The following is a 25358-nucleotide window of genomic DNA, read 5'->3' as shown; positions in this document are numbered from 1 at the left end:
CAAAACCGGAAGTTCCGCTTTCCACCCAAAGCAGACGTTCCGCGGTTAAGCAGATCTAGTCCGCCCGCAGCGGCAACAATCGAAGAGTTACGGACGAGCCAGGCGGGGAGAAGGTGGGCTGGCGCACCGGCCCACCCCTATGTTCATATCTCGGTTGCCTCTGCCAGTGCGAGAGCGTCTTCGACTTCGACACCAAGGTAGCGGACAGTGGTCTCGATTTTGGTGTGACCGAGCAAGATCTGCACTGCACGCAGATTGCCTGTTTGCTTGTAAATAAGAGCTGCCTTCGTGCGCCGGAGCGAGTGGGTGCCGTAGTCCTCCCGACGCAGACCGATCGCGGTCACCCACTCGTCAACAAGGCCGGGCGTACTGTCGAGTGCTCATGTGCATTAGCCGGTCAGCCCGACTTGGAAAGACATACTCATCCAGCGCGCCACCACGCCGCTCAAGCCACTGGAGCAAGCTTGTGCGAGCAGGTTCCAAAAGCTCGAACTGAACTGGCCGGCCAGTCTTCTGTTGAATGATGATCGCCCGCTGACGGATGCGAGCCCCGCTTACCAGTTCATCGATCTTGATTTTGACGAGATCGCACCCGCGAAGCTTGCTGTCGATCGCAAGGTCAAAGAGGGCGCGATCTCGGAGGCGATGCTCCTGCTCCAGAAAGAAGCGCACGGCCCAAACCTGCTTGGGCAGGAGCGGCCGCTTGGCACCTAGCTTACGGCCAACGTTCCACGCGGGGCGGTCTTCCTGATCGGGATCGTGAATTGCGTGTCCCATGCTTCATCTCCTCAGGCCAACAGCGGCCGGGGAGACAACGAGCGGAGGATCTGTGCATGTGACTTGCTGCTCCAAGTCCGGAAGATGAACGGACGTCCGCTCACCGGCAAAGCCGATCAAAACTTCAACGTCTGAGTATGGGTCTTTCCAGACTTGGGCCTTGCTCAACAATGGCCGGGTTCCAGCTGCTCTACCTTCGGAGCTGAGCGTCTGCTCAGAGTCATTAGCAGCGCTAGAAACGACAACTGCTTGCGAGGCTTATGTTAAGCTTCAAACCTGACGGGCGGATCTTGCCGTGGAGACTTGGACGCAGAACGGAGGCCTTCAAAGTGCGCGAGGCAATCTCCGCGTTAGGAAGGGCAGGATAAAAGCCGCGGAAGTCCGCCATTCGTCTCCGGCTTGCGCCGGAGACTCATAACTCTGAATGTGGGTGGAGGCCCGAGCCGGAATCGAACCGGCGTGCAAGGATTTGCAGTCCTCTGCGTAACCACTCCGCCATCGGGCCGAGAAGAAGCGCCTTTCCCCGGCTTGGCCCTCAGGGTCAAGCGTGAACTTGCCGACCCCCGGTCGACGCCGCGCGTCCGTTCGACCAACGGCGGTTGGCAAAAGCCTGCCGCTGGCGATAAGAGCCTGCTTGCAACCTAGGTGTATTAGCGGCATATAACAGCAATGACTCTTCACGCGCCCGTTCCCGACTATGCGGCTGCCCGCCGCGCAATGGTCGACAGTCAGCTGAAGCCGCAAGGCGTGACCGACGCCGGCGTGCTTGCCGCGATGGGACGGGTGCCGCGCGAGCGCTTTGTTCCGGCGGAGGTGCAGCCGATCGCCTACATCGACCGGGCATTGCCGCTCGGGCACGGCCGCTTCCTGAGCGCCTGTTCGGTTCACGGGCAGCTGCTGACCCAGATTGCGCCCCAGGCGGGTGAGAAGGCATTGGTGGTCGGCGCCGGCACGGGCTACGCGGCCGCGCTGCTTGCAGACATTGGCCTGCAGGTCACTGCTCTCGAACAAGAGGCGGACCTTCTGGCCATCGGCCAGGCGGAAAGCGTGGCGATCGTGCAGGGTGATCTGGAGGCTGGTTATCCTGCCACGGGGCCCTACGACGTTATCCTGATCGATGGCGCGGTGGACTACATTCCCGACGCGATCACCGACCAGCTTGCTCCTGGCGGGCGGCTCGGGACTGCGCTTTCCGAACGCGGCGTCACTCGGCTCATCGTCGGCCGCAAGGCGGGCGGGGCGTTCGGCTATCTCTCGATCAATGACGCGGGTGTTCCGGCTCTCCCCGGCTTCCGCCGTCACCACTCGTTCACATTCTAGCGCGAAAGGTGCGCCTCGTGTTTCGCAAGATCGCTCTCGGGTCCTCTCTGCTCACGCTTGCCGCGGGTTCGGCGTCGGCCGACACGCTTCGGGAGGCGCTGGTGTCCACCTACGCCAACAACCCGACCATCACTGCACAACGTGAAAGCCTCCGCGCAACCGACGCCAACGTCGCCATTGCGCGCGCTGCCGGTCGTCCGCAGGTCAATGCAACGGTCGGCCTCAACCGGGACCTGACGCAGAGCGGCTCGCTTCGTCGCCTTGGCAAGGGCCCGTATGTGTCGGGCGGTGTCGACCTTAGCTACCCGTTGTTCAACGGCGGCAGTGTCCGCAACAGCATTGAGGCGGCGCGGATCCGCGTCGAGGGCGGCCGCGCAACCCTTCGCGCCGTCGAAGGCGACACCTTCACCGAAGCCGTCGCTGCGTACATGGACGTGATCCGCGATCGCGCCATTGTCGAACTCAACCAGAACAACGTTCGCGTTCTCACCACCAACCTCGAGGCGACTCGCGACCGGTTTGAGATCGGCGATCTTACCCGGACGGACGTCGCCCAGTCGGAGGCCCGCCTTCAGCTCGGCAACTCGAACCTCGCCACCGCGCAGGGTCGTCTTCGCGGAAGCGAGGAAAATTATCGCCGCGTCGTCGGTCGCGCGCCGGGCGTGCTCGCGCCGCCGCCGCCCTTGCCGCCGCTCCCGGCAACGCCGGAGCAAGCGGTGCAGATTGCGCTCGCCAACAATCCAGACCTCATCGCCATCCAGCGTGAAGCGACCGCAGCCGGCCGCGACGTCCGCGTCGCGCAGGCCAGCCGCCTTCCGACCGTGTCGGCAGTCGCATCGGGCGATTACGTCAACACCGTTTCAGGGGACACCGGCGGCACGCCGCGCTCCGGCTCGGCGACTAGCGTCGGTGTCAGCACCCGAATCCCGCTTTACCAGGGGGGCCTGCCGTCGGCGCGGATCCGCCAGGCTCAGGCGTTCGAAGGCCAGCGTCTGGAGCAGTTGGTCGGCACCGAACGTGCGGTGGTCGCCAATACCCAGTCCGCCTTCGCGACCTACCAGGCCGCGCAAAGCGCGATTCAATCTAACACCGTGGCCGTCCAGGCCAACGAGCTTGCGCTTGAAGGTGCCCGCGCGGAACGCAGCGTCGGCACCCGCACCGTGCTCGACGTCCTTAATGCCGAGCAGGAATTGCTGAACTCGCAGGTCGCGCTCGTCACCGCCAAGCGCGACTCCTACGTCGCCGGCTTCCAGCTTCTGAACGCCATGGGGCAGGCGGAGGCGGACGATCTGGGCCTCGACGGCGGACCGCTCTACGACCCGCTCGGCAACTATCGCCGCGTCGCGGGCAATTGGAACGACTGGGCGGGCGAGCCGCAGCACACGGCGGTTGCGACCCGCACCGTCACTCCCGCCGAAACACCAGTGGTGACACCGCCCGCGCAATAGGCGATATCTGGCGTCATGCAGTCCGCCGGCCGCGAACCCTCGATGGAAGATATCCTCGCCTCGATCAAAAAGGTGATCGCGGAGGAGAAGGAGCAGCGCGGCCATATCACCACGCGTATGGAGGCTGAGCCGGAGCAGGACGAGGCGGAGGATGAGGTGCTCGAACTGAACGAGCCCCTGGCACCGCCCATGGACCTCGGCCCGCCCTTGCTCGACCAGAGTGTTGCCGAGACCAGCCGGCAGTCGATCGAGACGCTGGCCGCCGTCGCCGCAAGCGCGCCGCCTCCACCGGCCGTCAACCCGCTGGAGGAAATGGTCCGGGAAATGCTCCGGCCGATCCTCAAGCAATGGCTCGACGATCACCTCCCCAAGCTGGTCGACGAGCATGTGAAGCGCGAGATCTCGCGGATTACGGGCCGCCCGCTCTCTTGAGTTGAACAGGTGCGGGCGGACCGTTACGCCTGCAACCCATGAAATCTTCGCTCCTGATCGCCGCAGCCGCTGCTGCGCTTCTCTCCTCCGCTGCATGCGCCCGGCCGATGACCGCCACGGACATGCACATGATGCATCGTCTCGGCGCACCCGAAGTCTCGCCGGACGGCCGCTGGGCGGTGTTCACCATCTCCGACACCGATCTTGCCAAGAATAGGCGCAACAACCGCTTGCACTTGCTGGACCTTCGCACCCCCGGCGCGACACCCCAGCTGCTGGCAAGTGCGGAAGGCGGCCACGATGCGGTGTTCGGCCCCGACGGCGCGCTTTATTTCCTAAAGGCGGTCGGGGAGCGGGACCAGCTCCACCGCATGGCCGTAGGCGGCACCGCCACCCCCATTAGCGACTTCGGAGCGGATATCTCCGGCTTCAAGATCGCGCCCTCCGGCGACCGCCTGATCGTCTGGGCCGACCGCCCCGACTGCCCCGACCTCGCCTGCGCCGCGACCACCTTCGCGGCGAAGCCCGAAGGCTCCGGCCGCACCTACGACAAGCTCTTCGTCCGCCACTGGGACACGTGGGCAGAGCCGGGCAATCGCTCGCGCATCTACGGTTTCCCGCTTGAAAACGGCCGCGTGACCGGCCCGGGCATTCGCCTGACTGGTGAGCTTGAAGGCGACACACCTTCCAAGCCGTTCGGCGGCGGCGAGGAGATCGCCTTCTCGCGCGACGGCCGAACCATCTTCTTCGCCCTTCGCGAAGCGGGGCGGATCGAGGCGACCTCCACCAACCTCGACATCTTCGCGGCGCCGAGCGACGGCAGCGGCGCGCCCGTCAACCTAACCGACCCGAATGACGGCACCGACAATCTTCCCGCCGTTTCCCCCGACGGGCGCACGCTCGCCTACGTCTCCATGGCCCGAGCCGGCTTTGAAGCCGACCGCCAGGTGCTGATGCTGCGCGACATCGCGAGCGGCACGACGCGTGCCCTGACACAGAATTGGGACCGGTCGGTCAGCGGCATGGCCTGGGCACCCGACGGCGAAAGCCTGATCGTCACCGCCGGCGATACGCTCGAAGAACCGGTATTTCGCGTCGACGCCGCCAGCGGCAGGGTCACCCGCCTGACGCGCGAAGGCCATGCCGGCAACGTCCGCGCGCTGCCGAATGGAGATGTCCTCTACACCTCCAACAGCGTCTTCGCGCCCGACGACCTCTATCGCCTGGACCGCCGCGGCCGCAGCACGCAGCTGACCGCCGTCAACCGCGACCTGCTGGCGGAGCTCGATCCCGTCACCCTAGACCGCTTCAGCTTCGCCGGCGCCAACGGCGACAGGGTGTGGGGCATCAAGGTCAAGCCGAAAGGTGCGACCGCCAAGCTCCCCATCGCCTTCGTCGTCCACGGCGGACCGCAGGGCAGCTTCGGCAACGCCTGGTCCTATCGCTGGAACTCGCGCCTGTTCGCGTCGCCCGGCTATGGCGTGGTCAGCGTCGATTTCCACGGCTCCACCGGCTACGGCCAAGCGTTCACGGACAGCATCCGCAACGACTGGGGCGGCAAGCCGCTCGAGGATCTGCAGAAGGGTCTCGCTTTCGCCACCGCGCAGGACCCGCAGCTCGACGCCGCCAATGCCTGTGCGCTCGGCGCCAGCTATGGCGGCTACATGATGAACTGGATCGCGGGCCAGTGGCCCGACCGCTTCAAATGCCTCGTCCAGCACGACGGCGTCTTCGACGCCCGCGCCATGGCGTACGAGACCGAGGAGCTATGGTTCGACGAGTGGGAACATGGCGGCAAGACCTATTACGAGGACCCTGAAGCCTTTGAACGCTGGAACCCGGTCCACCATGTCACCAAGTGGAAGACGCCGATGCTGGTGATCACCAGCGAGAAGGACTTCCGCATCCCCTACACCCAGGGGCTCGCCGCCTTCACGGCGCTCCAGCGCCGCGGCGTCGACTCACGGTTGCTTGTCTTCCCGGACGAGAACCATTGGGTGCTCAAGCCCAAGAACTCGATCCAGTGGTATGACGAGGTGTTCGGCTGGATGGGGCGCTATCTCAAACGCTGACCCGCCAAGCGAACTTGTTTCAGCATCCAACTCCAAGCCATCGCCTGGGACCGGACGCTGGAACAAGTTCAGGGTGACGCTGAGTTAAGCTGCACCTCCGACGGTCACCGTCAACGTCATCTCTGCATTCATCAGCTTCGACACCGGGCAACCCGCCTTCGCAGCCTCCGCAAGCGCCCGAAGCTCATCCTCGGAAATGCCTGGCACGTCCGCCGTCAGTTCGAGGTCCGACCGGCTGATCTTGAACCCGTCCCCGTCCTGGTCGAGCTTCACCTTGGCGGTGGTCTGCAGGCTGCCCTCGTTCATCCCCTTGCCGGCCAGCTGGAAGGACAGCGCCATGGTGAAGCAACCCGCATGCGCGGCGGCAATCAGTTCCTCCGGATTTGTGCCCGGCTCGTTTTCGAAGCGGGTGCCAAAGCCGTAGCGTTGCTCCTGAAGAACGCCTGACTGCGTCGATATCCAGCCCTTGCCGGTCTTGCCCATGCCCTCGTAGCGCGCCATCGCCGTCCGTGTGATCATGATACCTCCTAGGTCCGATGACGGCAGGTATACGGCGTCGACGACGGTTTCCAAACTGTCCTACATACAACCTATCTGGTACAGTGTTGTAAGCATAAACCAACCGGTATGGCAGATTGCCGAACAAAGGCGTCACTTGCGGGCTAACGTGCAAACCTTGCCAGCGCGTCACCCGAGTCAACTTGCCCTCGGGAAAACTCCTATTTTGTCCAACAGACCGGCGGTTGAAGCGGGCGCGACTCACCGTTACGCGGCTCAGCCATGAGCGAGCTCCCCAAGACCTTCGATCCATCTGCCGTCGAAACGCGCTGGTACGCGCATTGGGAGGAGAATGGCCTGTTCCGGCCGGAGCGCCCGGACGCCGAGCCCTTCACCATCGTCATGCCGCCGCCCAACGTCACCGGCTCGCTCCACATCGGCCACGCGCTCGACAATACGCTGCAGGACATCCTGATCCGTCGCGAGCGGATGCGCGGCAAGGACAGCTTGTGGGTGGTCGGCACCGACCATGCCGGCATCGCCACCCAGATGGTTGTCGAGCGACAACTCGACGCCGAGCAGAAGAAGCGCACCGACCTCGGCCGCGAGGGCTTCGTCGAGCGCGTTTGGCAGTGGAAGGAGGAGAGCGGCGGCCAGATCACCCGCCAGCTCCGCCGCCTGGGCGCCTCGTGCGACTGGCGGAACGAGCGCTTCACCATGGACCCGGGCTTTTCCGCCGCGGTCACGAAGGTTTTCGTCGAGCTTCACAAGCGCGGCCTCCTGTACCGCGACAAGCGCCTGGTGAACTGGGACCCGCGCTTCCAAACCGCGATCAGCGACCTGGAGGTCGAGACCAAGGAGGTTCCCGGCAAGTTCTGGCACCTCCGCTACCCGCTCGCCGACGGCAGCGGCCACATCAGCGTGGCGACGACCCGGCCCGAGACGATGCTCGCCGACATGGCCGTCGCCGTTCACCCTGAGGACGAACGCTACCGCAGCTTCGTCGGCAAGCAGGTCCGCCTGCCGATCACCGGCCGCCTCATTCCCATCATCACCGACGAACATGCCGATCCGGAACTCGGCTCCGGCGCGGTGAAGATCACCCCCGGCCACGACTTCAACGACTACGAGGTCGGCAAGCGCGCCGGCTTCAAACCGGGCGAGATGCTCAACATGCTCGACGGGCAGGGGCGCATTGCCCAATCCAGCGACGGCTTGATCCCCGCCGACCTGCTCGGCCTCGATCGCTTCGATGCCCGCAAACGGGTGGTCGAAATGCTCGAAGCGGACGGAACGCTGGAGAAGGTCGAGGACCGTGTCATCGCCACCCCGTTCGGCGACCGCTCGGGCGTGGTAATCGAGCCCTGGCTGACCGACCAATGGTATTTCGACGTCAAGCCAGCCGCCGACCGCGCAATGGCCGCGACCCGCTCGGGCGAGATCAAGATCGTTCCCGAAAGCTGGTCGAAGACCTGGTATAACTGGCTCGAGAATATTCAGCCCTGGTGCGTCTCGCGCCAGCTGTGGTGGGGCCACCGCATTCCGGCGTGGTTCAATGTCGACGGCAATATTTTTGTCGCGGAAACATTTGAAGAAGCACAACAGGAAGCTGGCGAGGGCGTTGAACTGCGTCAGGACGAGGACGTCCTCGACACGTGGTTCAGCTCGGCCCTTTGGCCCTTCGCTACCCTAGGCTGGCCCGAACAGACGCACGACCTCCAGCGCCACTACCCCAACGATGTCCTCATTTCCGGCTTCGACATCCTCTTCTTCTGGGATGCGCGCATGGCGATGCAGGGGCTGGAGTTCATGGGGGAGGTGCCGTGGCGCACGCTCTACCTCCATGGCCTCGTCCGCGACGCTCAGGGGCAGAAGATGTCCAAGTCGAAGGGCAATACCGTCGACCCGCTCGGGCTCATCGACAAGTACGGCGCCGATGCGCTGCGCTTCACCATGGCGGCGATGGAAAGCCAGGGCCGCGACATCAAGCTCGATGAGAAGCGCGTCGAGGGCTACCGCAACTTCGCAACCAAGCTTTGGAACGCCGCCCGCTTCCTGCAGATGAACGGAGTCGGCGCCTCCGACAGCATCGCGGCGCCCGAAGCCACGCTGCCGGTCAATCGCTGGATCATCGGCGAGGTGGTCGACACCCTGGCGAAGCTCGACAAGGCCTTCGACGACCTCCGCTTCGACGGCATGGCCGACGCCATCTACCACTTCACCTGGGGCAGTTTCTGCGACTGGTATGTGGAGCTCATCAAGGGCGCCTTCGACGAAGAGACCAAGCGGGTCGCCGCCTGGGCATTCGATCAGATTCTCGTCATGCTCCACCCGTTCATGCCGTTCGTCACCGAAGAGCTGTGGAACGCGCAGACACGCCCCTACGAGCTGATCCTCGCTAAGTGGCCGGCGCCGGAGGCACAGGCCGACCCGGTCTCAAGCTGGGAGGTGAATGGCCTCGTTTCCCTCATTGCCGAGGTCCGCGCCATGCGCTCGGAGCTCAACGTCCCCTGGACCGCCGAACTGATCCCGCACGTGATCGGCGGCCATGAAGGTATGCTGCAACGCATCGCCAACAACCGCGCGACCCTGTCCCGAATGGCGAAGCTCGGCCCCGCCGTGGCCGCCGACGCGGTGCCCGCCGGATCGGCGCAAATCCTGGTGGACGGCGTCTCGATCGCTTTTCCGCTGGGCGACGCCATAGACCTCGAGGCCGAGAAGGCGCGTTTGGCCAAGGCCGTCGCGGCGGCGGAGAAGGAACGCGACAGCCTCGCCACGCGTCTCGCCAACCCGAATTTCACCGACCGGGCCAAGCCGGAAGCCGTTGAGAAGGCCCGCGCCGACCATGACGAGCGCGCCAGTGAAGCCGAACGCCTCCGCGCCGCGTTGGAGCGGCTCGGATAGGAGACCGCGTGCCGAACGATCAGCAACACGGGCGCCCACCGAGACGGGGCGACCTGACCGAGGGCAGCATCGGCCCGACCTTGCTGAAGTTCGCGCTGCCGACGCTGGCCAGCTCGATCCTTCAATCGCTGAACGGCACGATAAACGCCATGTGGGTCGGCCGGCTGCTCGGCGAAAATGCACTCGCCGCGACAGCCAACGCCAACATGGTCATGTTCCTGCTGTCGTCCTTCGTGTTCGGCTTCGGCATGGCGTCAACCATCCTGATCGGGCAGGCGTGGGGACGCCGCGATGTCGATGCTGCGCGGAGGGTCTTCGGCACCATCGCCGGCAGCTTTGCCGTCATCACCATCCTTGCCGCCATCTTCGGCTATTTCGCGGCACCGGGCGTGCTGAAGCTGCTCGGGACGCCTGCGGATGCGGCGCCGCTGGCGCTTGCTTATCTGAAGGTCATCTTCCTCGCGCTTCCGGCCCTCCTGCTGCTCACCCTGATGATGATGGCGGTCCGCGGTGCGGGCGACAGCCTCACGCCCTTGTGGTTCATGATCATCGCCGTCCTGCTCGACAGCGGGCTCAACCCGGTCTTCATCCGCGGCATCGGCCCGATCCCTGCGATGGGCATCGCCGGTTCGGCCATGTCGACCCTCGTCGGCAATTACGTCAGCCTCGTCGCATTGTTGATCACGCTCTACGTCCGCGACCTGCCGTTGCGCCTCCGTGGGCCCGAGCTGCGCTACCTGAAGCCCGACCTTGGCATCCTGAAGACGATGACGCTCAAGGGTCTGCCGATGGGCATCCAGATGATCGTCATTTCGCTCTCCGCACTCGCCCTAGTCGGCATGGTCAACCGCGAAGGCGTCGACACGGCGGCTGCCTTCGGCGTTGCCATGCAGCTGTGGACCTATGTCCAGATGCCGGCGATGGCACTCGGCGCCGCGGTCAGCGCCATGGCCTCGCAGAATATCGGCGCCGGCAAGTGGGACCGCGTCGGCAGCATCACCAAGGTCGGAATCCTCCAGTCGCTGGCGATCACCGCCATCCTGATCGTCCTGATGACGCTGGCCGACCGAGCGGTGCTCGCGCTGTTCCTTGGCGCCGACAGTCCGGCGCTACCTATCGCCCAACGCATCCACCTGCTCGCGACGTGGAACTTCCTGCTGTTCGGCGTCATGATGGTCCTGTTCGCCACCGTCCGCGCCAATGGCGCCGTCTGGGCGCCCTTGATCATCCTTGCCGTGGGCCTGGTTCCGTTTCGCTTCGGCTACATCTTCGCGACCCAGGCCTGGCTCGGCGCCGACGCCATCTGGACCAGCTTTCCCGCGACCTCGCTGATCAACCTCGTCATGGCCGTCCTCTACTTCAGGTACGGCAAGTGGCGGCTCGCGCGGATGGCCGTGGACCAGCAACCGAGGAACGACGAATGCGTCGAACAGGCGAACGCCACGCGAGAGCCGGGTGGCGCCCTCAACCCGTCGGGCTGACCTCCTCGCGCGGCGCTGCGACCCATACGGCGGCTCGAGCCACGGTGACCGTCACCGGGGTCTGGGCACTAAGCTCCCCATCGATCGAGATCTTCTGCCGCGGCCGGGCGATGATCTCCAGCTTCTTTCCATGGAATTCCGTTACGGTGAGGTCCTTCGCGCGCAGCTTGAACAGGGTCGTGAACCAGCTCCATGCCAGACCCCAAAGGCTGCGGCCGGTCACCGCCTGGACGACGATCTCGCCACTGTCGAGCGAGGCATTCTCGACCAGCTCGACACCGCCGTGGTGGGTCCCGTTGGCGATTCGCGCCTCCGTAGCCCACACCTTGTGGCGCGTGGTGCCGTCGTCGACGTGAAGGCGGAACGGCCGGAACTTGAATGCTACCCTGACCGCCCAGATCAGATAGCCGACCATGCCCAGATAGCGCTTCAGCTTGTGCGGCACCGTCTCCGCAATCAGCGGCGACAGGCCCATGGCGGCGGCATTGGCGAAATAGTCTCCGTCGATCGCGCCAAGGTCGATCCGCCGTTTCCTGCCGCTGGCAATCACCTGCACCGCGCCTTCGAGGTCGAGGGGCACGCCCAGCGTGCGGGCAAAGCTGTTGGCGGTGCCAAGCGGAAGCAGCGCGAACACCGTCTCCGATCCAAGGAAATCGTCGATGGTGCTCGACAGCGATCCATCGCCACCGCCGACGATGATCATCGGCGCCTTGTCGGCAATCGCCTGCTGGACGACGGGGCGCATCTTCTCGGGATCGTCGATCGGGTGGGCGGCGATCAGGTCAACGCCCGCGCCGCGGAGCAGGTCGCAAGCTTGCTCGAACGCGTCTTGCCCACGCCGGCTGTGAACATTGACAACCAGGACGGCTTGGCGGGGAAGGTCGTCGTTCATTGCAAGGCGTAGCGGTGCTGGCCCCAAAGAGTTCCAATCGGTAAGGGCAAGTGCGATGACCGCACCATCCTATCCCGCCACCCGTCTTCGCCGCGGCCGCTCGAGCGGCTGGATGCGTGAGATGCTAGCCGAGCAGCGCCTGCATACCAGCGACCTCATCCTGCCCCTGTTCATTTGCGACGGACAGGGTTGCGAGGAACCGATCGCGAGCTTGCCCGGGGTCAGCCGCTGGACAGTCGACCGGATCGCCGACAAGGCGCGGGAGGCCGCCGACCTTGGCATCCCTTGCATCGCGCTTTTCCCCAACACGCCGCAGCCGCTCCGCACGGAGGACGCGGCCGAGGCGCTCAATCGCGAAAACCTCATCTGCCGCGCCATCGCCGCGATCAAGTCGGCGGTGCCGAACATCGGCGTCCTGACCGATGTCGCGCTGGATCCCTACACCGCCCACGGCCACGACGGCATCGTCGACGAGGCGGGCAGGGTGCTGAACGACGAAACGGTCGCCATCCTTGCCCAGCAGGCGCTGGTCCAGGCGGAAGCAGGCGCCGACATCATCGCGCCGTCCGACATGATGGACGGCCGCGTTGGCGCTATCCGATCGGTGCTGGAGCGTGAAGGCCACAGCGACGTCGCGATCATGGCCTATGCCGCCAAATATGCCTCCGCCTTTTACGGGCCGTTTCGCGATGCGGTCGGCTCGTCAGGCAGGCTGAAGGGCGACAAGCGCGGTTATCAGATGGATCCGGCCAACGGCGCCGAGGCGCTGCGGGAGGTGGAAATGGATCTCGCCGAGGGCGCCGACATGGTGATGGTGAAACCAGGTCTGCCCTACCTGGACGTGGTCGCGCGGGTGAAGGACCGCTTCGGCGTGCCTGTCTTCGCATACCAGGTGTCCGGCGAGTATGCGATGATCGAGCATATGGCGGCTGCCGGTGCGGGCGACCGCGACGCGCTGATCCTCGAGACACTGCTAGCGTTCAAGCGGGCAGGCGCGACCGGCGTCCTCACCTATCACGCGCTCCACGCCGCGCGGCTGATCCGCGCCTAGCTTCCGAGGCGGCGGGTAACCGCGTCGATCCGCGCCTGCTGCGCAGCGTCGAGCCGGGCCAACTCGGCGGCCGCAGCCTGGATCGTCGCCAGGTCGGCGGGCGCAATGGTGCTTGCAGACTGCAGTTGGCCCGCTGCAACAGCGTCGAGATCCGCCAGCGCACGCGTCGTCGCCGAACGTGCGGCTGCGGCCGCCGATAGCGCTTGCTGGGCAACGACCCAGCTTTCGCTCTGGCGGGCACCGGCGCTGGCTGCGAGCCGCTCCGCTTCAGCGATAGCAGATACAAAGCTGTCGTTGCCGGTTCGGCCCTGCCGAAGGAGCGCGTCGGCGCGGGCGAGTAGCTGGGCGCTCGCTGCTGCGGGAGCGGACAGTGGCGCGACCGAAAGGCGCGGGTCAATCCCCTCGGCGGCGCGCGGCTGCAGCGACGGATAAGGTCCGCCAGGCTGGCTGCAGCCCCACAGCATCAAGCAGGAAGCGAGAAGGGACACGGACCGGCGCATTGCGATCTCCTTGCCCGGAAGGCTTCCGGATTCAAGGCAGTTCTAGGGTTGCGCGCCCTGGCACATCCCCTTATGTCGCCGCTTCGCCAGTCACCTGGCCTGCGCGCCCGTAGCTCAGCTGGATAGAGCATCAGACTACGAATCTGAGGGTCGGACGTTCGAATCGTTCCGGGCGCGCCATTGAAAACACAGGGCAAATTGGGGCTTTCAGGCTGTCAGCTTGAAGCCCCTTTTTCGTTCTAGCAATCACGTAGCAATCACGCGCCCCGTAACCGATCTTTCCGAAACTCGGTTCAGTCAGTGTTGGACGGGGGCAATGGCGGAAGGTGCTACTAGGAGTGGGGTCAGACATCTCGGGACCCTGCACGTCAGGAGCCTCATCTTCATCATTCCACCCAAGACCAATGCTTTCTCTTGCATCCTTACGCGCCGTCTGATGGCCTTTTGAGCGCCATTTTTGCGCGCAGGTTTGTCGAGATCCTTCCAACCCGGCGCCTCTAGCTCATTTGAGACATATTGCCGCGTCAGCTCACCCGCCTTTTGGGAGTGGCGATCATAGAGCACATCGGGCAGGCGGACTCCTTTTATGGAGCGACCAAGCACGCGATCCTTGCACCCATTGAAAGCAGCGCATTTGGAACAGGATCGTTCTTGCTCGTGCCTGTCTAAATTTGGCTAGCCAAGTCAGGGCCGACACCGCCCCGCTACGCACCTCATCTCCTAGGACATTGCGCTTGGGATAGAGCGAACGCGACAGGAGCGGGATGCGAGACTTAGTCGTGTCTAGGGTGCCAGCGCTGTAGCCGTCGCCTACCTGGCGCTGCACAGGGTCGATGGTCCGAGCAGATTGCGACAGCAGGGCCGAGACAGCGATCGAACCACCAAGCCGCTGCACGAGACGTACCACCCTGCGTCGGACAAAATGCGGCCGGTTGCGTCTTGTCAGAGACAGAACGAACAGTGAACAGGAGGAATGGGCAACAAGAGCTTTCGAGTCGTGTCCGACTTCATGCACCACAAGGTTGATCCGGCGATCCGCTGCCCTGGATGCAAGCACGTCAGCCGAGTGACCGGCCTCCAGTTCCTCAGGATGTTCCGGCACAACTACGGCCTAGGAGATGCCGCCAAGATGCTCCGCTGCTCGCTATGCGGCCACAAGGGTGCAGAGATCGCACCTCTGCCGCCGGAACGCTGAACTTAGCCCTCGTCACCCAACACAAGTTTGTAGACGCAGACGCAGCGGTCAGGGTCGGAGCAAGCAGGCAAAGGCAGCCTTGGAGCCGCAAAAGCCTCGAAAGGCTGATTCGCCATGTTACGACTGGCCTCACAACAAGTGAACTCGCCGGCCTGCAAAGCAGGGTCAATGCAGAGCACCGCATCGGGACCAATCTCGCGGATGACGGTTCGCAGCAAAGTGTCTTGTCTGCTCACTCCATCTCTCCATAGCCATTAGCGCAAAGCCACCGACACATCGCTTCGGCTATCGCATCCTTGTCCGTACCTAGAGTGACACAGAAGAACTCACCGCCGTGGTTGGGATCCAGGCTGGGCATCTCCAGACGCAAGGCACCGTTCTCGTCTGGGCCAATGAATTTGTAATCTGGGCTGGACTCATGCTGGTTAGTCATGCCTGCACGCTAACACTCGGGAGCGATTATCGGAATGTCCGCTTTGGGTGGTAAGCGGACGTTCGAGGCTCAATCATTTAGGACGCTCAACGAGGAAGCCGCATAGCGCAACACGTAGGGTGTTTCCGCAGGCTTAAACGCTGGCATCTCGGCTCCGAAGAAAGCCACGTAACAGTCGTGCGCTCCAAGGTCATCGTCGCTCCAGCAATGAATGACGATGCCATATTGGGATCCACCCTCTTCAAGACCGTCATACCGCACCGGCGTGCCCGGAGCGATGAACCTGTCGCCGCGCTGATTGTCCCTCATCGAGCTTCTTTCGCGGACTGGGCGAATGTCCGCAACGGGTGGAAAGCGGACGTTGAATCTCTCGACTGCAGAACTTCGACAGCTCAGCTTTTGACGATCAACTGCCCGAGCGCTTCAAGATAGGAGGCAAAAGCCTTTCGCCCAGCCTCAGTGATGTGGGCACGTGTGAGCGGCTTGCGTCCGCTGAAGCTCTTTTCGATCCGCAGGTAACCTGCATCCTCCAGCTTACTGAGGTGCACGGACAGGTTTCCTTGGGTGGCCGATAGAAGCGACTTCAGCTCATTGAAGTCCGCCACTTCAGCGTCGGCGAGATAGGCCATGATGCCAAGCCGCATGCGACCGTGGATTACGTCGTCGATCTTGCCAATGTCGAACGCAGGCATGGCTCAGGCGCGCGCCGGAGCGGCCCGCATCATCACCCAGCCGGGTAACGCCATTAGGCCTAACAGAGCGGCCGATAGGAATAGGACAAACCAGTGGGTGTCGAGCAAAGCCGTGAGGACAAGGGCGCTGGCGAACCATCCCACCGAAACGATGCCCGTCCATGCCTGTCTCCGAATGGCGTAGGCGATGTACCAGACAGTACCTTGCACCACGCACACCATCATTGGATGGAAGAGCCAGATTGTGATGCTCTGTTGCCGGACCGCGAGGTAGCCGAAGATTGCGGAGGTAACGAGTGCAGCCACTCCAGCGCCACCGAACGCTGCATTGATCGCCCTCGTACCAACCCCATGCCCGCTGGAGTGACGATCGCGGCGGATGATCACGGTGATGACGACCAAGAAGATGATGGTCGGCAGAACGCCGGCCGCCAGATCAAGCAGTGGAGTGGCAGCACCGTCGATCAGAAGCACCCATTGTGCCAGGCATTGCAGGCCGTAGCACAGCCCGCCCGCCAAGAGCGCCGACCCGACAGCACCGCGCGCCTGCCCGCCCTCGCTTACCAGTGCACGGAGGAAGGCGAGGTCTTCGCGGGTGCTGTCCATCTGCTCGTTCATGCTGTTGCTGTCTCCCCTGTGTGCTGCCGGCTCCTCCACGAATAGCGGCGGCCGTTAAGCCAGCGGCCGAGCCAGCTGTGCCGCACCAGTAGATGGTAAGAGCCGAACAGCGCAATCGCGGCCCCGCCCACCACCAGCATGAACTTCACGATGGCGGGCACAGCCACAGGGAAGACCAAAACTTGCAGCGCCATGACGACCGGCAAGTGCATAAGATAAATCCAGTAGGACGCGTCGGCGCAATAGCGGGCAACTGGCTTCGGCTCAGACAGGAAGCGTAGGGCGGCCCCAGAAGGCCGAACGTCCAGCACCATGCACCTAGGCCATAGATGGCAGCGAGCAGAAGGCGCCGGCCTGCATCTGGCTCGGGTGCGAAATTCGGCACAGTGCCACCCAAAAGCAGGATCAATGCGGTACTAAGGATGGCTGCCCCCGAAAGATGATGCGCCCACGTGCGCGCCAATCGGGAAAGCAAATCCATCTGTCGTTGCAGCAGCCAGCCGAAGGTGAAGGCCGTGCCGTAGCCGATCAGCGCGGTCGAGTTCGGGATCAGGCCGGTGTCTGGCGTCGGAATACCTAGGGAGGGTATCCAGTCTGGCTTGAGTGCCATCGCCGCGATCATCGGAATTGCCATCACCATGCCCGCAAATGGCCGACCCAACACGAAGCTGACAGGTCCGTCGAACCAGCGTCCCGGCAGCTTCCGGATCACCAACGCGCCCAGGTAAAAAACCGTCAGCACGTAGAGGAACCAAAGGTGGGTCAGAGGGAACGTCCGCCACGTTATTGCGGGCGGCGGCGGCATGTTGGGTGGCGCGACGCCGCCGTTCATCTGAGCGGCGCCCCAGACGAAGCATGCGAGCATGGCCAAGCTGAGCGGAAGCCAGAAGACCAGCAGCGGCAGAAGCACACGAACGCCGCGGTTCCGAACGAAGCCGGCGGCGCCCCTTTTTTCAATCAGCATGCGACCAAAAAATCCAGCGACGAGAAAGAACAGGATCATTCTGAACATGTGGAGGAGCACAAACAGAGCTCCGAGCGACGGAGAAGGCGTGTCTCGCACGACCCAGATCTGAGGTCCGGGGAGAAACGACATAGTGGCATGGAAGGCCACTCCCAGCAGCAAGGCGCCGCCTCTAACCGCGTCGAACGCGTGAATACGATCCCCGCCGAGGGCGTGGCCAAGACAGTCGCCATGTGAGTCGCTCCAGTGAATGGAGCATCTGAATGACACGATAGGTTTATGATGTAAACTGGTTTACATTGCCTTACGTCAGCTAGATGGTGGCGCGTAGAGATGCAGGTCCCAGACAATTCGGTCAGACCTTCACTTCTTGACCCTCACGTTACGTCAGGGGTTAATCAGTCGTCCGCGGAAGGACGAAGGCATGAGCATGTACACCGTAAAGCAGCTGGCGAAGCTCTCTGGAGTTTCGGTGCGAACACTGCACCATTACGATCAAATGGGCCTGCTCAAGCCGGCGTTCACTGGCGAGAACCGCTATCGCTACTACGGGCGCGCAGAACTGCTACGCTTGCAGGACATCCTCTTCCATCGCGAACTCGGCGTGGCTCTGGCGGACGTCGGCAAGCTGCTAGAAGTTGATGGCCGGGACCGCATCGAGATGCTTTGCGAACATCGCGCAGCTTTATCGCAGCGGCTGGAGCGGTCTCGCTTACTCCTCACCACGATCGACCGCACGATCGCGGACCTTCAAGGAGAAGAGACGATGGACGACAGCGATCTTTACAAAGGGTTCTCACCTGAGAAGCAGGCGGAATATGAGGACTGGCTGGTCAGTCGCTATGGCGAAGAACTTAGGCCGGTCATCGAGCATAGCAAGGATGGCCTCCGCAACCTGAGCAAGAATGGGTTGGCCGAGCGGTTAGCTGAAGGCGAAGCCGCAGGCGCCGCACTAGCCGAAGAATATATGCGCGGTGCCGTGGCAGACGATCCCGCCAACGCACCACTTCTACAGCGCCACCATGCTTGGATTGCTACCATGTGGAACAAGGAGTGCCCTCCGGAAGCCTACGCGGGTCTTGCTGACCTGTATCTTGAGCATCCGGATTTTCGGGCGAACTTTGACCGGCATGCCGAAGGCTTCACAGATTGGCTGTCCGAGGCAATGAAGGTCTACGCCGCGCGGCTGCAGAGCTGACGGCTTTAACTAACTAGCGACAAAAGCAGGAGTGCTGAGTGGGTCATCCCTACGATGTCGAGCATGCGACCCAACTGCACATTGAGTGGTGCCAAAGTCTGATGGAACGATCAGGCCTTGGTACCACACACCGTGCAGCGCCGCAGATGCATGCTGTCATGCTCGAACTGCGAGACTCTCTCGAGCCCAGATCAGCGGTGGAAATCGCTAATGTGCTTCCCGCGCTCGAACGAGGTTTGTTTCTTGAGAATTGGCGCTTGGATCAACCGGCCCGACCCGTGCCTGATGCCGAAACCTTCAAGGCGCGAGTTCATGATCGGGTGAAAGGTCATCACGCACCACTGGACACACTCGTCGAAGATGTCTTCTGGGTGCTACGGGAGAAGCTCGGCACAAAGTCCGATGTCATCGAGCGAAACCTACCAGTGGCATTGCAGGATCTTTGGTCCGACTGACGCGCGGGGGATGTCCGCAATGGGTGGAAGGCGGAACTCCACAGAGTCGTGAATGAGCCTTCTTTCACGACAAAAAACGGCCCGACCAAAAAGGGAGCCATGGCCGGGCCGAAATTCCAACTCACGTCGAGGGGGTCTACTACGCGAGTACCGAACGAAACGGGCTAGCTTAGAACCGGTTCCAAGCAGCTTCTTGTTGGAACGATTGATTGCACTGGCGGAACAATGAAGGTCGGCCCAGCGTATTTCACACCTCATTTTAAGGGGATTTCGCATGAAAATCGTACCCATCGCAGCACTCGGCTTTGCGCTCGCCTCTCTTGCGGCTTGTGGCAGCAACAACACGCCGCAAGAGCAGCAAGCTGACAACATTGAGGTGAATGCTGAAACCACGGCAGACAACCTTGAGGAAGCTGCGGACGACGCTGCGAACGAAGCCGTTGAAGATAACCTTGAGGACAAGGCAGATGCCACTCGGGCGACCGGCGAGAAGGCGGCTGACGCCACGCGTTCAGGTGCTGACCTGGACGGCAACAGCGCAAACTAAACCGAGTCTAGCCACTCGTACGCATGTGGCTTGACCAGGGAGCGCTCACCTAATGGGCGCTCCATTCTCCTACCTGGTCACGACAACCACATCGAAGTGAGAAGCTTCTTCTTACGTGAGATGCGAGAGCGTGTGTTTACGACCGAAGTGTCTCGGAACACCTAAAAACGCAATTCGTTTCGGGTGTGGATCACACCAACCCCTAACCCCGGTGTGTATGATCCATGGCCCGGTCGACCAAGAAGACAATCGACCGGGCCATTTCAGCGTAGTGAACTCAAGGCAAACCTAAGTCGCGGATGGCGAAACGATGCTGCGCCGGACGTTGGTTCTTGCCGACGCGGAAGGCGGCCGCGCCTGCAGCAATGCAGCCCTTTTCTCTAGATCCTCTGCCCAAGCTATGAGTGTTGAGGAAGAGAAGGGATCCGCAACCTTCCCCGCTAATTTTCGACATTTCGATGCCTGAAGAGTCAGGTTCTCTACGCTCTCGCCACCCATCGAATTGTATTATCACCGAAGCCGCGAATGTCGGTTAGGTATGAAGGCGGTATTCCTACGCAGTAAAGCTCGCAGCGTGCCGATAGGGCCAGCCGCTTTGTAGTTACTTGGTCACGATCTCGGCCGCGCCCCTTTGGGTGAGAAGCTGATCAAACAGCGTTTGTTGGCTTAGCACTTGTCGCGGCCTCTGGAAGCTCGGCCCGAAAATTGAGAGCGGTCATAAACCGTGCTGCAAGATCTAGGTGAGCCATCTTTGCTTGTGCGGAGGCAGTTATTTCCGCCGCCTGGAGCTCCTCAGCGACCCGCTGGAGAAAGTGGTTGGCGGGCTCAGTCACCTGCAAGGTTTGATACAACGAGCCGATGTCCGCAATGGGTCGAAAGCAGAAGTTAGCCGAATGTCCGCAATGGGTGGTTTCTACACCTTAGCTGTAATCCCCTTGGGGCGTCGGGTCTTCCCGCCAGCTCTCTACGGTTAGCTGAGGTGTGATGCGGAACCAGCCGCTGCCGTAACCGGAACCGCTACTTTCAGTATGCACTTGGTAGATCACGCCGACGCGCAATTTCTTAGGCATCACAATCCCGGACTCTCCATCACTGAATACAAAGGGAGTGCCCTTCAGCTGACTTCCATACAGCACCGGGAAATCGTTGAGGCACGAGCCCGTCTCCATGCGCTGAGACCAGTAAACACCGTTCCTGATTTTGCTCGCGTCATCCCCCGACTCAAGCTGGGGATTGGGACCATCTGTATCCAGGGAGACCTCTATCCCCCTGATGCAGTCAGGGGAGCGCAGAAACGTTTGGTCTACAACAAAAGCCAAGCGTCCATCGATGACAACAGCGCTTAGATTGTAAGTGTAAGAGCAACCACTGAGGACAGCTGCCAGAACACACAAGGGAAGAGACTTCAACGACCGCATTTCCACGATTTGCCGGCATACCTGAATGTCCGCAATGGGTCGGTTGCAGACCTTCGGTGAACCTCCGGAATGCGTGGAAAGCAGACGCTCAGCCACCCTGGAGCTCCGCCTCACGAGCAGTGTAAATCGTTAGGTGTTGACTGGTCGCCTTCCTGCGCAGAAGCTCTCTCGACGATGCATCGGACAATGAAGTTTCTGCTATTCCCGGGTGGCATACGCGGCTTCGGAGTTATGGCCGGGCTGGCCGTAGCCATCGTCGGCATCATTTACTCGCCGGCCGCACTTGCCTTTCCGCACTTCAAACAAATCGGCACCACGAAAATCTATTCGGAGGCACCGATCCCGGAGGTGATGGCAGAGCGGATCCAGCGTGCGGACGCTCTACTCGCCGCAAGCCCATTGACGGTGCCAGAACTTCGCCGGACGCTGGTGTTGACCGAAGGCGGTTGGCGTTGGAAGGTTCTCGCAGCAGGCAACTGGGGTGCCATTGCTCTTAGGCGACCATTCTCGTCGGCCTTGCTATTCAACAATGCAGACATTCTAGCCGATCGGGTCCGCAATGGAGCACCAAGAGGCGGAGTCCGCACCTTGTCGGGCACGATCGCCCACGAAAGCGTCCACCTGCTGACGGCTCGTCGCTATGGCGAAGTGCGGCTTGCGCGGATGCCTGAGTGGAAGCGCGAAGGCTATGCAGACTATGTGGCACAGGAGACCAGCATAAGCGCCAATGATGAGGCGCAAGTCCGCGAAGTCTCGCCGAACTCACCGCTCCTTCGATACTACGCTGCCCATCGAAGGGTGAAGCAGCTCTTGGACGGGGACGGGGTGTCCGTCGATGAATTGCTATCGAAGGACTGACCGTCGGCGCTGAACTTGGAAGCGGTGCTGCGGGCAAAGGTATCGAATGTCCCCGGAGGGTGGGAAGCGGACGTTCCACAAACTGCACTAACTACCGATACTGAAGTGTAGGCTTGACTGTGTTGTTGAACGTGATACTTAAGCGCACACTTCACTAACGGAGCGATGAGCATGAACCACTCTGACGTCACACACAGCACGTTCGTCTTGGAGCGACACATCCCTGCGAGCCGAGGAGAGGTTTGGAAAGCCTTTGCTGATCCCGACATGAAACGCCGGTGGTATGCTGAAGGCGATCAGCACGAAGTTGAAGAATTTGCTTCCGAGCTTCGCCCAGGCTCAGATCAGCGGCTGCGCTACCGGTTTCGCGAAGGTACGCCATTTGCCGGAGTATCGATTACGAACAGCGACACGATCCTGGAGGTGGTTCCGGAAGAGCGCATCATTGCAAGCTCGAGAATGGCGTTCGGAGACAATTGCATCTCTGTCGCCCTGATCACGACCGAGCTGCAGCCGGAAGACCAGGGAACGCAGCTGAAGCTCACCTTTCAGGGCGCGTTTCTCCCAGGTGCCGATGGCCCTCAGATCCGCGAGATGGGCTGGAAGACATGCTTCGACAGATTGGAGCAACAATTTCAGAGCAAAGTTGCACCAATTGCCTGAGCCGCGATCGCCGCTTGACTTGATCCTCGATGCGCTTGGCGATCCAACACGCAGGCGCATCATCAATCGGCTGAGTGCTGGGCCAGCATCCGTCACGGCTCTGGCCCAGCCCCTGAAGATCACTCTGACCGCAGTTACCCAGCACCTGAGGGTGCTGGAAGAAGCGCAACTTGTCGCCACTGAAAAAGTGGGCCGTGTTCGCACCTGTCGATTAGAACCGGCAGGTTTCGAAACCCTCGCCAACTGGACACAAGAACGACGATCAATCTGGGAACACCGGCTCGACCGGATGGTGGAGATGTTCAAGGAACAACCTTAAAGCAAGCGGCGGCCAGCCGTCCGGTGTTTGGGGGAAACGACCTGCGCATGAATGTCTGCCATGGATGGATAGCGAACACTTACCGGACGATCATCTCTTCCCAAAAGTCGCATCGATGCGAGCTGTAGGCGTCCGTCGTTCGCAGCCTGTCGCTGCCTGGAGCGAGGACTAAGACCTTTCGGCTCCCAGAGCGGCGAAAAGGGGGCCATGTTGGCTTGCGGCTGGAGTTTGGATCTCCGCTTCGCGCAAAATCGGTCCAGTAGCCGATCATCGTTTTCGCCAATGCCTCTTGAACAGGGCTTCTTGCGATCTTCTTGCCATTCGTAAGGTCGATTGGTCCGTCGGCTAGGTCGAACAGCAACGGGAGCTCGCTCGAGTGTGACGCGCCAGACTTCATTGTGGGGAGGAAAGGCACCAGGCCAATGCCATTTGGATCGGCAAACTCGTAAACGAATGTCCGATTGTGTGACGATAAGTTAAGGGCATCATATAAGGCTGGGCAGGCAAACATGCGGTCGGTGTTTGCGGCTGACCACGCGGACGCGCCATCGCCAAAGCGTTGGAGTGGGTATCGCGACAAGACCGACCCAGCCTTCGGTCCGAACGCTTCGCCGATCAGTCGTGTGTAGTTTTGATCTGTAATCGGCTTCCCCGTCAGAAGTGCGCCGGATGCCATCGCCCGACTTTCGTCGCGGGTGAAGCCGATCATAATCGGCACGCGGTGATACTTGCCGGAGGCAAGCGCTGCTTGCGGGTCCAATGGTAGGGTCGGAGTGTTGAATGCAGCGAAGGTGAATGTGCCTCCCTCGGAAGCAATCTTCTCAGATGGAAGCTTCCTCAAGCATGCTATCCGTGCAGCGTCCGATCCATCGCCACAGCCGAGCCGAGCAGCGGCGGCCACGCCAAGCGCTTCCGTCTCACTCAGAGGCTGGAAGAAGCTTCCAGCGGGCAAGTCGATGCCAACTGCATGCTTTGGCCAGCTGATCGAGCAAGTCCCGCTTTGGATGATCGCACGTTGGAACAGGTTGCGTGCTTTTGGTGAAACAACTTGGGCGCAGGTGCTGACCCCTCCGCCGGACTCGCCGAACAGGGTGACGTTATTCGGATCGCCGCCGAAGGCGCTGATGTTTTGTTTCACCCATCTGAGCGCCGCCTGCTGATCCTGAAAACCGAAGGTGCCCGATCCTGGCAGGCCCTTGATGCCAAAAAAGCCGAAGGCGTTAACTCGGAACTCGACGCCGACGAACACGACATGTCCTTGGCGAACCAGCCTCGACGCGTCGTAGGTGTTGGGTGTCCCGACAGACAGTCCCCCGCCGTGCAACCAGACCATAACTGGCAGTCGAGTACCCTGCTTGAGCGCCTTCGGTGCAGAGACATTCAGGAATAAGCAGTCCTCGTTGAACTCCTTACCTTGGGGGCAAATGGGGCCGAACGTGTTGGCAGCCCTTACGCCCCGCCATCGTGCCGGGAGTTGGGGCGGCGCAAAGCGCAAGGCTCCAACCGGGGGCGCGGCGTATCGAATGCCCCTGAAATGAACGAGGTCGCCGTCAACGATGCCTTGCAGCAGTCCCTGCTCGGTCTTGACCAAGCCCGCGTCGAGCTTGGCACTGGTGGTAGAGGCCAGCGCTGAGGCGCTCGAAGTCAGCGATATTAGAGCCAGTGCTAAAGCACCGGACAGTTTATGCCAATTCAGGCTCTGGGGCAGGTGATCCGCCACAAGCCACTTATCGGCTCAGCTGGGAATGTCCGCAATGGGTCGAACTCGGACATCCGCCGAACGCCCTGTTAGGGTGGAAAGCGGACGTTAGCAATCATCTGCTATGATCGCTTTGATGTCTTACGCGACGCCCCTCTTGATCATTGCTTTTCTGAGCGCGCCGTTCGCGATTTTCGGGTTTCGGCGAACATCGCGCGCGGCGACCATCCTCTTGGTTCTTTTGGCAGTCTACACAGCGATTGTGTGGCTGAGCCCGCTACCCGCCGGGACACTAGAAGCAGACCGGATTGGAGCAGCAGCGTGGAGCATGATCCTCCTTATCCTATTGGTGACTTGCTCATTCGCTTTCGCAAGCGCCTTTGCACTCTCCACACTGGCTTCGCTTCGTCGTTCGCGAGATTAACGTCCACTAAGGGTGGAAAGCGGACGTTAGGAAGTGTGACTTAGGTATGGCCTTGTGAGCATCGCACGTTCCTATTGGCCGCTCGCCTTGAGCGTCATCAGCCTGATTGTTGCCACCTACTTCACGGTCACCGACAAGGCTTACCTCATGCGGGGCTGCCGCGTTGAAGACTACCCAGAATTGGCTTTCCTCCTCTTCATCGGTCCTGCGGCCTTGGTTGCAGTCGCCTTCGGAGTGCTGGGCCTGCGGTCGAAGACACGTAAGCACGTTGGTGCTTCGGTGGTCCTCAGCATTGTGAGCATCGCAGCCACCGTTGGAGTTCTATTTGAGGCAGGGGGAGGCCAGTGCGGCTAAGTTCGTAAGGTCTGCTATCAATCCTGTTCGTAGAAGGTGTGCCCCGATTATCGGGCTCAAGGAGCTTGTAGATAGGGGCTCTGCGAACCTCTTCCGTCTCAAGGCACAAGTTAACGCTGCCGTCACGAAGCCAACCGGTTTGACGA

At 61.8% G+C, this 25358-nt stretch carries 24 protein-coding genes, 2 tRNA genes and 1 pseudogene; 16 read left to right on the top strand and 11 right to left on the bottom strand.

The genetic code is table 11. From position 1 onward, the window contains the following. Positions 1-143: 143 nt before the first annotated feature. Positions 144-777, bottom strand: a pseudogene (locus G7077_RS02890) (tyrosine-type recombinase/integrase). Positions 778-1208: 431 nt separating this feature from the next. Beyond that, a tRNA-Cys gene (locus G7077_RS02885) sits at positions 1209-1282 on the bottom strand. Between the two features lie 164 nt (positions 1283-1446). On the opposite strand from G7077_RS02885, the gene G7077_RS02880 reads away from it, so the two are divergent. The 4 genes from G7077_RS02880 to G7077_RS02865 are packed head-to-tail and all read left to right on the top strand — an operon-like array spanning position 1447 to position 6049. Then, entirely contained in the window at positions 1447-2097 is a 651-nt protein-coding gene (locus G7077_RS02880; RefSeq protein WP_166410407.1) for a protein-L-isoaspartate O-methyltransferase family protein, read from the top strand. Positions 2098-2114: 17 nt separating this feature from the next. Continuing rightward, positions 2115-3545, top strand: coding sequence for a TolC family outer membrane protein (locus G7077_RS02875; RefSeq protein ID WP_206367673.1), 1431 nt, complete (start codon positions 2115-2117; stop codon positions 3543-3545). Between the two features lie 15 nt (positions 3546-3560). Next, positions 3561-3977, top strand: a complete 417-nt coding sequence (locus tag G7077_RS02870; RefSeq protein WP_246167332.1) for a DUF2497 domain-containing protein — start codon at positions 3561-3563, stop codon at positions 3975-3977. A 38-nt stretch (positions 3978-4015) separates the two neighbouring features. Next, positions 4016-6049, top strand: coding sequence for a S9 family peptidase (locus tag G7077_RS02865; protein ID WP_166410406.1), 2034 nt, complete (start codon positions 4016-4018; stop codon positions 6047-6049). An 84-nt stretch (positions 6050-6133) separates the two neighbouring features. Here G7077_RS02865 and G7077_RS02860 read toward each other — a convergent pair whose 3' ends face one another. Beyond that, positions 6134-6568, bottom strand: coding sequence for an OsmC family protein (locus G7077_RS02860; protein ID WP_166410405.1), 435 nt, complete (start codon positions 6566-6568; stop codon positions 6134-6136). A gap of 261 nt (positions 6569-6829) precedes the next feature. On the opposite strand from G7077_RS02860, the gene G7077_RS02855 reads away from it, so the two are divergent. Both G7077_RS02855 and G7077_RS02850 read left to right on the top strand, forming a co-directional pair. After that, positions 6830-9451 carry a valine--tRNA ligase gene (locus G7077_RS02855; protein ID WP_166410404.1) on the top strand — a complete coding sequence of 874 codons (2622 nt, stop codon included), beginning with the start codon at positions 6830-6832 and terminating at the stop codon, positions 9449-9451. Between the two features lie 8 nt (positions 9452-9459). Beyond that, entirely contained in the window at positions 9460-10932 is a 1473-nt protein-coding gene (locus G7077_RS02850) for an MATE family efflux transporter (RefSeq protein WP_166410403.1), read from the top strand. Here G7077_RS02850 and G7077_RS02845 read toward each other — a convergent pair. Then, the gene (locus G7077_RS02845) at positions 10916-11824 is read right to left on the bottom strand and encodes a diacylglycerol/lipid kinase family protein (protein WP_166410402.1); all 909 of its coding nucleotides are present in this window, start codon (positions 11822-11824) and stop codon (positions 10916-10918) included. The two genes, G7077_RS02850 and G7077_RS02845, sit on opposite strands and share 17 nt — an antisense overlap. A 55-nt stretch (positions 11825-11879) precedes the next feature. Here G7077_RS02845 and hemB point away from each other — a divergent pair, with 55 nt between their 5' ends. Continuing rightward, a complete protein-coding gene (gene hemB, locus G7077_RS02840; protein WP_166410401.1) occupies positions 11880-12875 on the top strand; it encodes a porphobilinogen synthase in 996 nt (331 codons plus the stop codon). Here hemB and G7077_RS02835 read toward each other — a convergent pair. After that, complete coding sequence (locus tag G7077_RS02835) at positions 12872-13375, bottom strand: hypothetical protein (protein WP_166410400.1); 504 nt, start codon at positions 13373-13375, stop codon at positions 12872-12874. The two genes, hemB and G7077_RS02835, sit on opposite strands and share 4 nt — an antisense overlap. A gap of 103 nt (positions 13376-13478) precedes the next feature. Here G7077_RS02835 and G7077_RS02830 point away from each other — a divergent pair. Together G7077_RS02830 and G7077_RS02825 are read left to right on the top strand one after the other, a co-directional pair. Further along, positions 13479-13555, top strand: a tRNA-Arg gene (locus G7077_RS02830). A gap of 793 nt (positions 13556-14348) precedes the next feature. Further along, positions 14349-14570 (top strand): hypothetical protein, encoded by a 222-nt coding sequence (locus G7077_RS02825; RefSeq protein ID WP_166410399.1) that lies wholly within the window; start codon positions 14349-14351, stop codon positions 14568-14570. A gap of 502 nt (positions 14571-15072) precedes the next feature. On the opposite strand, the gene G7077_RS02820 is transcribed toward G7077_RS02825, so the two are convergent. From G7077_RS02820 to G7077_RS02805, 4 genes are all read right to left on the bottom strand, one after another. After that, positions 15073-15312 carry a hypothetical protein gene (locus G7077_RS02820; RefSeq protein ID WP_166410398.1) on the bottom strand — a complete coding sequence of 80 codons (240 nt, stop codon included), beginning with the start codon at positions 15310-15312 and terminating at the stop codon, positions 15073-15075. Between the two features lie 83 nt (positions 15313-15395). Then, complete coding sequence (locus tag G7077_RS02815; RefSeq protein ID WP_166410397.1) at positions 15396-15695, bottom strand: winged helix-turn-helix domain-containing protein; 300 nt, start codon at positions 15693-15695, stop codon at positions 15396-15398. Positions 15696-15698: 3 nt separating this feature from the next. Beyond that, a complete protein-coding gene (locus tag G7077_RS02810; protein ID WP_166410396.1) occupies positions 15699-16313 on the bottom strand; it encodes a hypothetical protein in 615 nt (204 codons plus the stop codon). A gap of 145 nt (positions 16314-16458) precedes the next feature. Further along, positions 16459-17439, bottom strand: a complete 981-nt coding sequence (locus G7077_RS02805; protein ID WP_166410395.1) for an acyltransferase family protein — start codon at positions 17437-17439, stop codon at positions 16459-16461. A gap of 208 nt (positions 17440-17647) precedes the next feature. Between G7077_RS02805 and G7077_RS02800 the strand changes: the two genes are divergently transcribed. The 3 genes from G7077_RS02800 to G7077_RS02790 all read left to right on the top strand — a co-directional run bounded on the left by G7077_RS02800 (position 17648) and on the right by G7077_RS02790 (position 19477). Continuing rightward, positions 17648-18475: a MerR family transcriptional regulator gene (locus G7077_RS02800; RefSeq protein WP_166410394.1), complete on the top strand. Its 828-nt coding sequence runs from the start codon at positions 17648-17650 to the stop codon at positions 18473-18475. Between the two features lie 38 nt (positions 18476-18513). Continuing rightward, positions 18514-18930 (top strand): DUF2267 domain-containing protein, encoded by a 417-nt coding sequence (locus tag G7077_RS02795; RefSeq protein WP_166410393.1) that lies wholly within the window; start codon positions 18514-18516, stop codon positions 18928-18930. 274 nt (positions 18931-19204) lie between these two features. Then, complete coding sequence (locus tag G7077_RS02790) at positions 19205-19477, top strand: hypothetical protein (RefSeq protein WP_166410392.1); 273 nt, start codon at positions 19205-19207, stop codon at positions 19475-19477. A gap of 920 nt (positions 19478-20397) precedes the next feature. Here G7077_RS02790 and G7077_RS02785 read toward each other — a convergent pair. Continuing rightward, on the bottom strand, positions 20398-20991 hold the full coding sequence (locus G7077_RS02785; protein ID WP_166410391.1) for a hypothetical protein: 594 nt from the start codon (positions 20989-20991) through the stop codon (positions 20398-20400). Positions 20992-21081: 90 nt separating this feature from the next. Between G7077_RS02785 and G7077_RS02780 the strand changes: the two genes are divergently transcribed. The 3 genes from G7077_RS02780 (at position 21082) to G7077_RS02770 (ending at position 22735) form a co-directional block, all read left to right on the top strand. Beyond that, entirely contained in the window at positions 21082-21753 is a 672-nt protein-coding gene (locus G7077_RS02780; RefSeq protein WP_166410390.1) for a hypothetical protein, read from the top strand. A gap of 267 nt (positions 21754-22020) precedes the next feature. Next, positions 22021-22416, top strand: a complete 396-nt coding sequence (locus G7077_RS02775) for an SRPBCC domain-containing protein (RefSeq protein WP_246167329.1) — start codon at positions 22021-22023, stop codon at positions 22414-22416. Between the two features lie 19 nt (positions 22417-22435). Next, positions 22436-22735: an ArsR/SmtB family transcription factor gene (locus G7077_RS02770; RefSeq protein ID WP_206367672.1), complete on the top strand. Its 300-nt coding sequence runs from the start codon at positions 22436-22438 to the stop codon at positions 22733-22735. Between the two features lie 79 nt (positions 22736-22814). Here G7077_RS02770 and G7077_RS02765 read toward each other — a convergent pair whose 3' ends face one another. Next, positions 22815-24455, bottom strand: a complete 1641-nt coding sequence (locus G7077_RS02765) for a carboxylesterase/lipase family protein (RefSeq protein WP_166410387.1) — start codon at positions 24453-24455, stop codon at positions 22815-22817. Positions 24456-24912: 457 nt separating this feature from the next. Between G7077_RS02765 and G7077_RS02760 the strand changes: the two genes are divergently transcribed. Beyond that, positions 24913-25212 (top strand): hypothetical protein, encoded by a 300-nt coding sequence (locus tag G7077_RS02760; RefSeq protein WP_166410386.1) that lies wholly within the window; start codon positions 24913-24915, stop codon positions 25210-25212. Positions 25213-25358: the final 146 nt, after the last annotated feature.

It is taken from the genome of Sphingomonas piscis, from assembly GCF_011300455.1.
Classification (GTDB): domain Bacteria; phylum Pseudomonadota; class Alphaproteobacteria; order Sphingomonadales; family Sphingomonadaceae; genus Sphingomicrobium; species Sphingomicrobium piscis.
This window is presented reverse-complemented; position numbering and strand designations above follow the sequence as displayed.

Bases quoted from the DNA above. Each gene is read 5' to 3' on its own strand.
- G7077_RS02880 (WP_166410407.1), top strand. From the start codon at position 1,447: ATGACTCTTCACGCGCCCGTTCCCGACTATGCGGCTGCCCGCCGCGCA.
- G7077_RS02870 (WP_246167332.1), top strand. From the start codon at position 3,561: ATGCAGTCCGCCGGCCGCGAACCCTCGATGGAAGATATCCTCGCCTCG.
- G7077_RS02865 (WP_166410406.1), top strand. From the start codon at position 4,016: ATGAAATCTTCGCTCCTGATCGCCGCAGCCGCTGCTGCGCTTCTCTCC.
- G7077_RS02860 (WP_166410405.1), bottom strand. From the start codon at position 6,568: ATGATCACACGGACGGCGATGGCGCGCTACGAGGGCATGGGCAAGACC.
- G7077_RS02855 (WP_166410404.1), top strand. From the start codon at position 6,830: ATGAGCGAGCTCCCCAAGACCTTCGATCCATCTGCCGTCGAAACGCGC.
- G7077_RS02845 (WP_166410402.1), bottom strand. From the start codon at position 11,824: ATGAACGACGACCTTCCCCGCCAAGCCGTCCTGGTTGTCAATGTTCAC.
- hemB (WP_166410401.1), top strand. From the start codon at position 11,880: ATGACCGCACCATCCTATCCCGCCACCCGTCTTCGCCGCGGCCGCTCG.
- G7077_RS02835 (WP_166410400.1), bottom strand. From the start codon at position 13,375: ATGCGCCGGTCCGTGTCCCTTCTCGCTTCCTGCTTGATGCTGTGGGGC.
- G7077_RS02825 (WP_166410399.1), top strand. From the start codon at position 14,349: ATGGGCAACAAGAGCTTTCGAGTCGTGTCCGACTTCATGCACCACAAG.
- G7077_RS02820 (WP_166410398.1), bottom strand. From the start codon at position 15,312: ATGAGGGACAATCAGCGCGGCGACAGGTTCATCGCTCCGGGCACGCCG.
- G7077_RS02815 (WP_166410397.1), bottom strand. From the start codon at position 15,695: ATGCCTGCGTTCGACATTGGCAAGATCGACGACGTAATCCACGGTCGC.
- G7077_RS02810 (WP_166410396.1), bottom strand. From the start codon at position 16,313: ATGAACGAGCAGATGGACAGCACCCGCGAAGACCTCGCCTTCCTCCGT.
- G7077_RS02790 (WP_166410392.1), top strand. From the start codon at position 19,205: ATGAAAATCGTACCCATCGCAGCACTCGGCTTTGCGCTCGCCTCTCTT.
- G7077_RS02780 (WP_166410390.1), top strand. From the start codon at position 21,082: ATGAAGTTTCTGCTATTCCCGGGTGGCATACGCGGCTTCGGAGTTATG.
- G7077_RS02775 (WP_246167329.1), top strand. From the start codon at position 22,021: ATGAAACGCCGGTGGTATGCTGAAGGCGATCAGCACGAAGTTGAAGAA.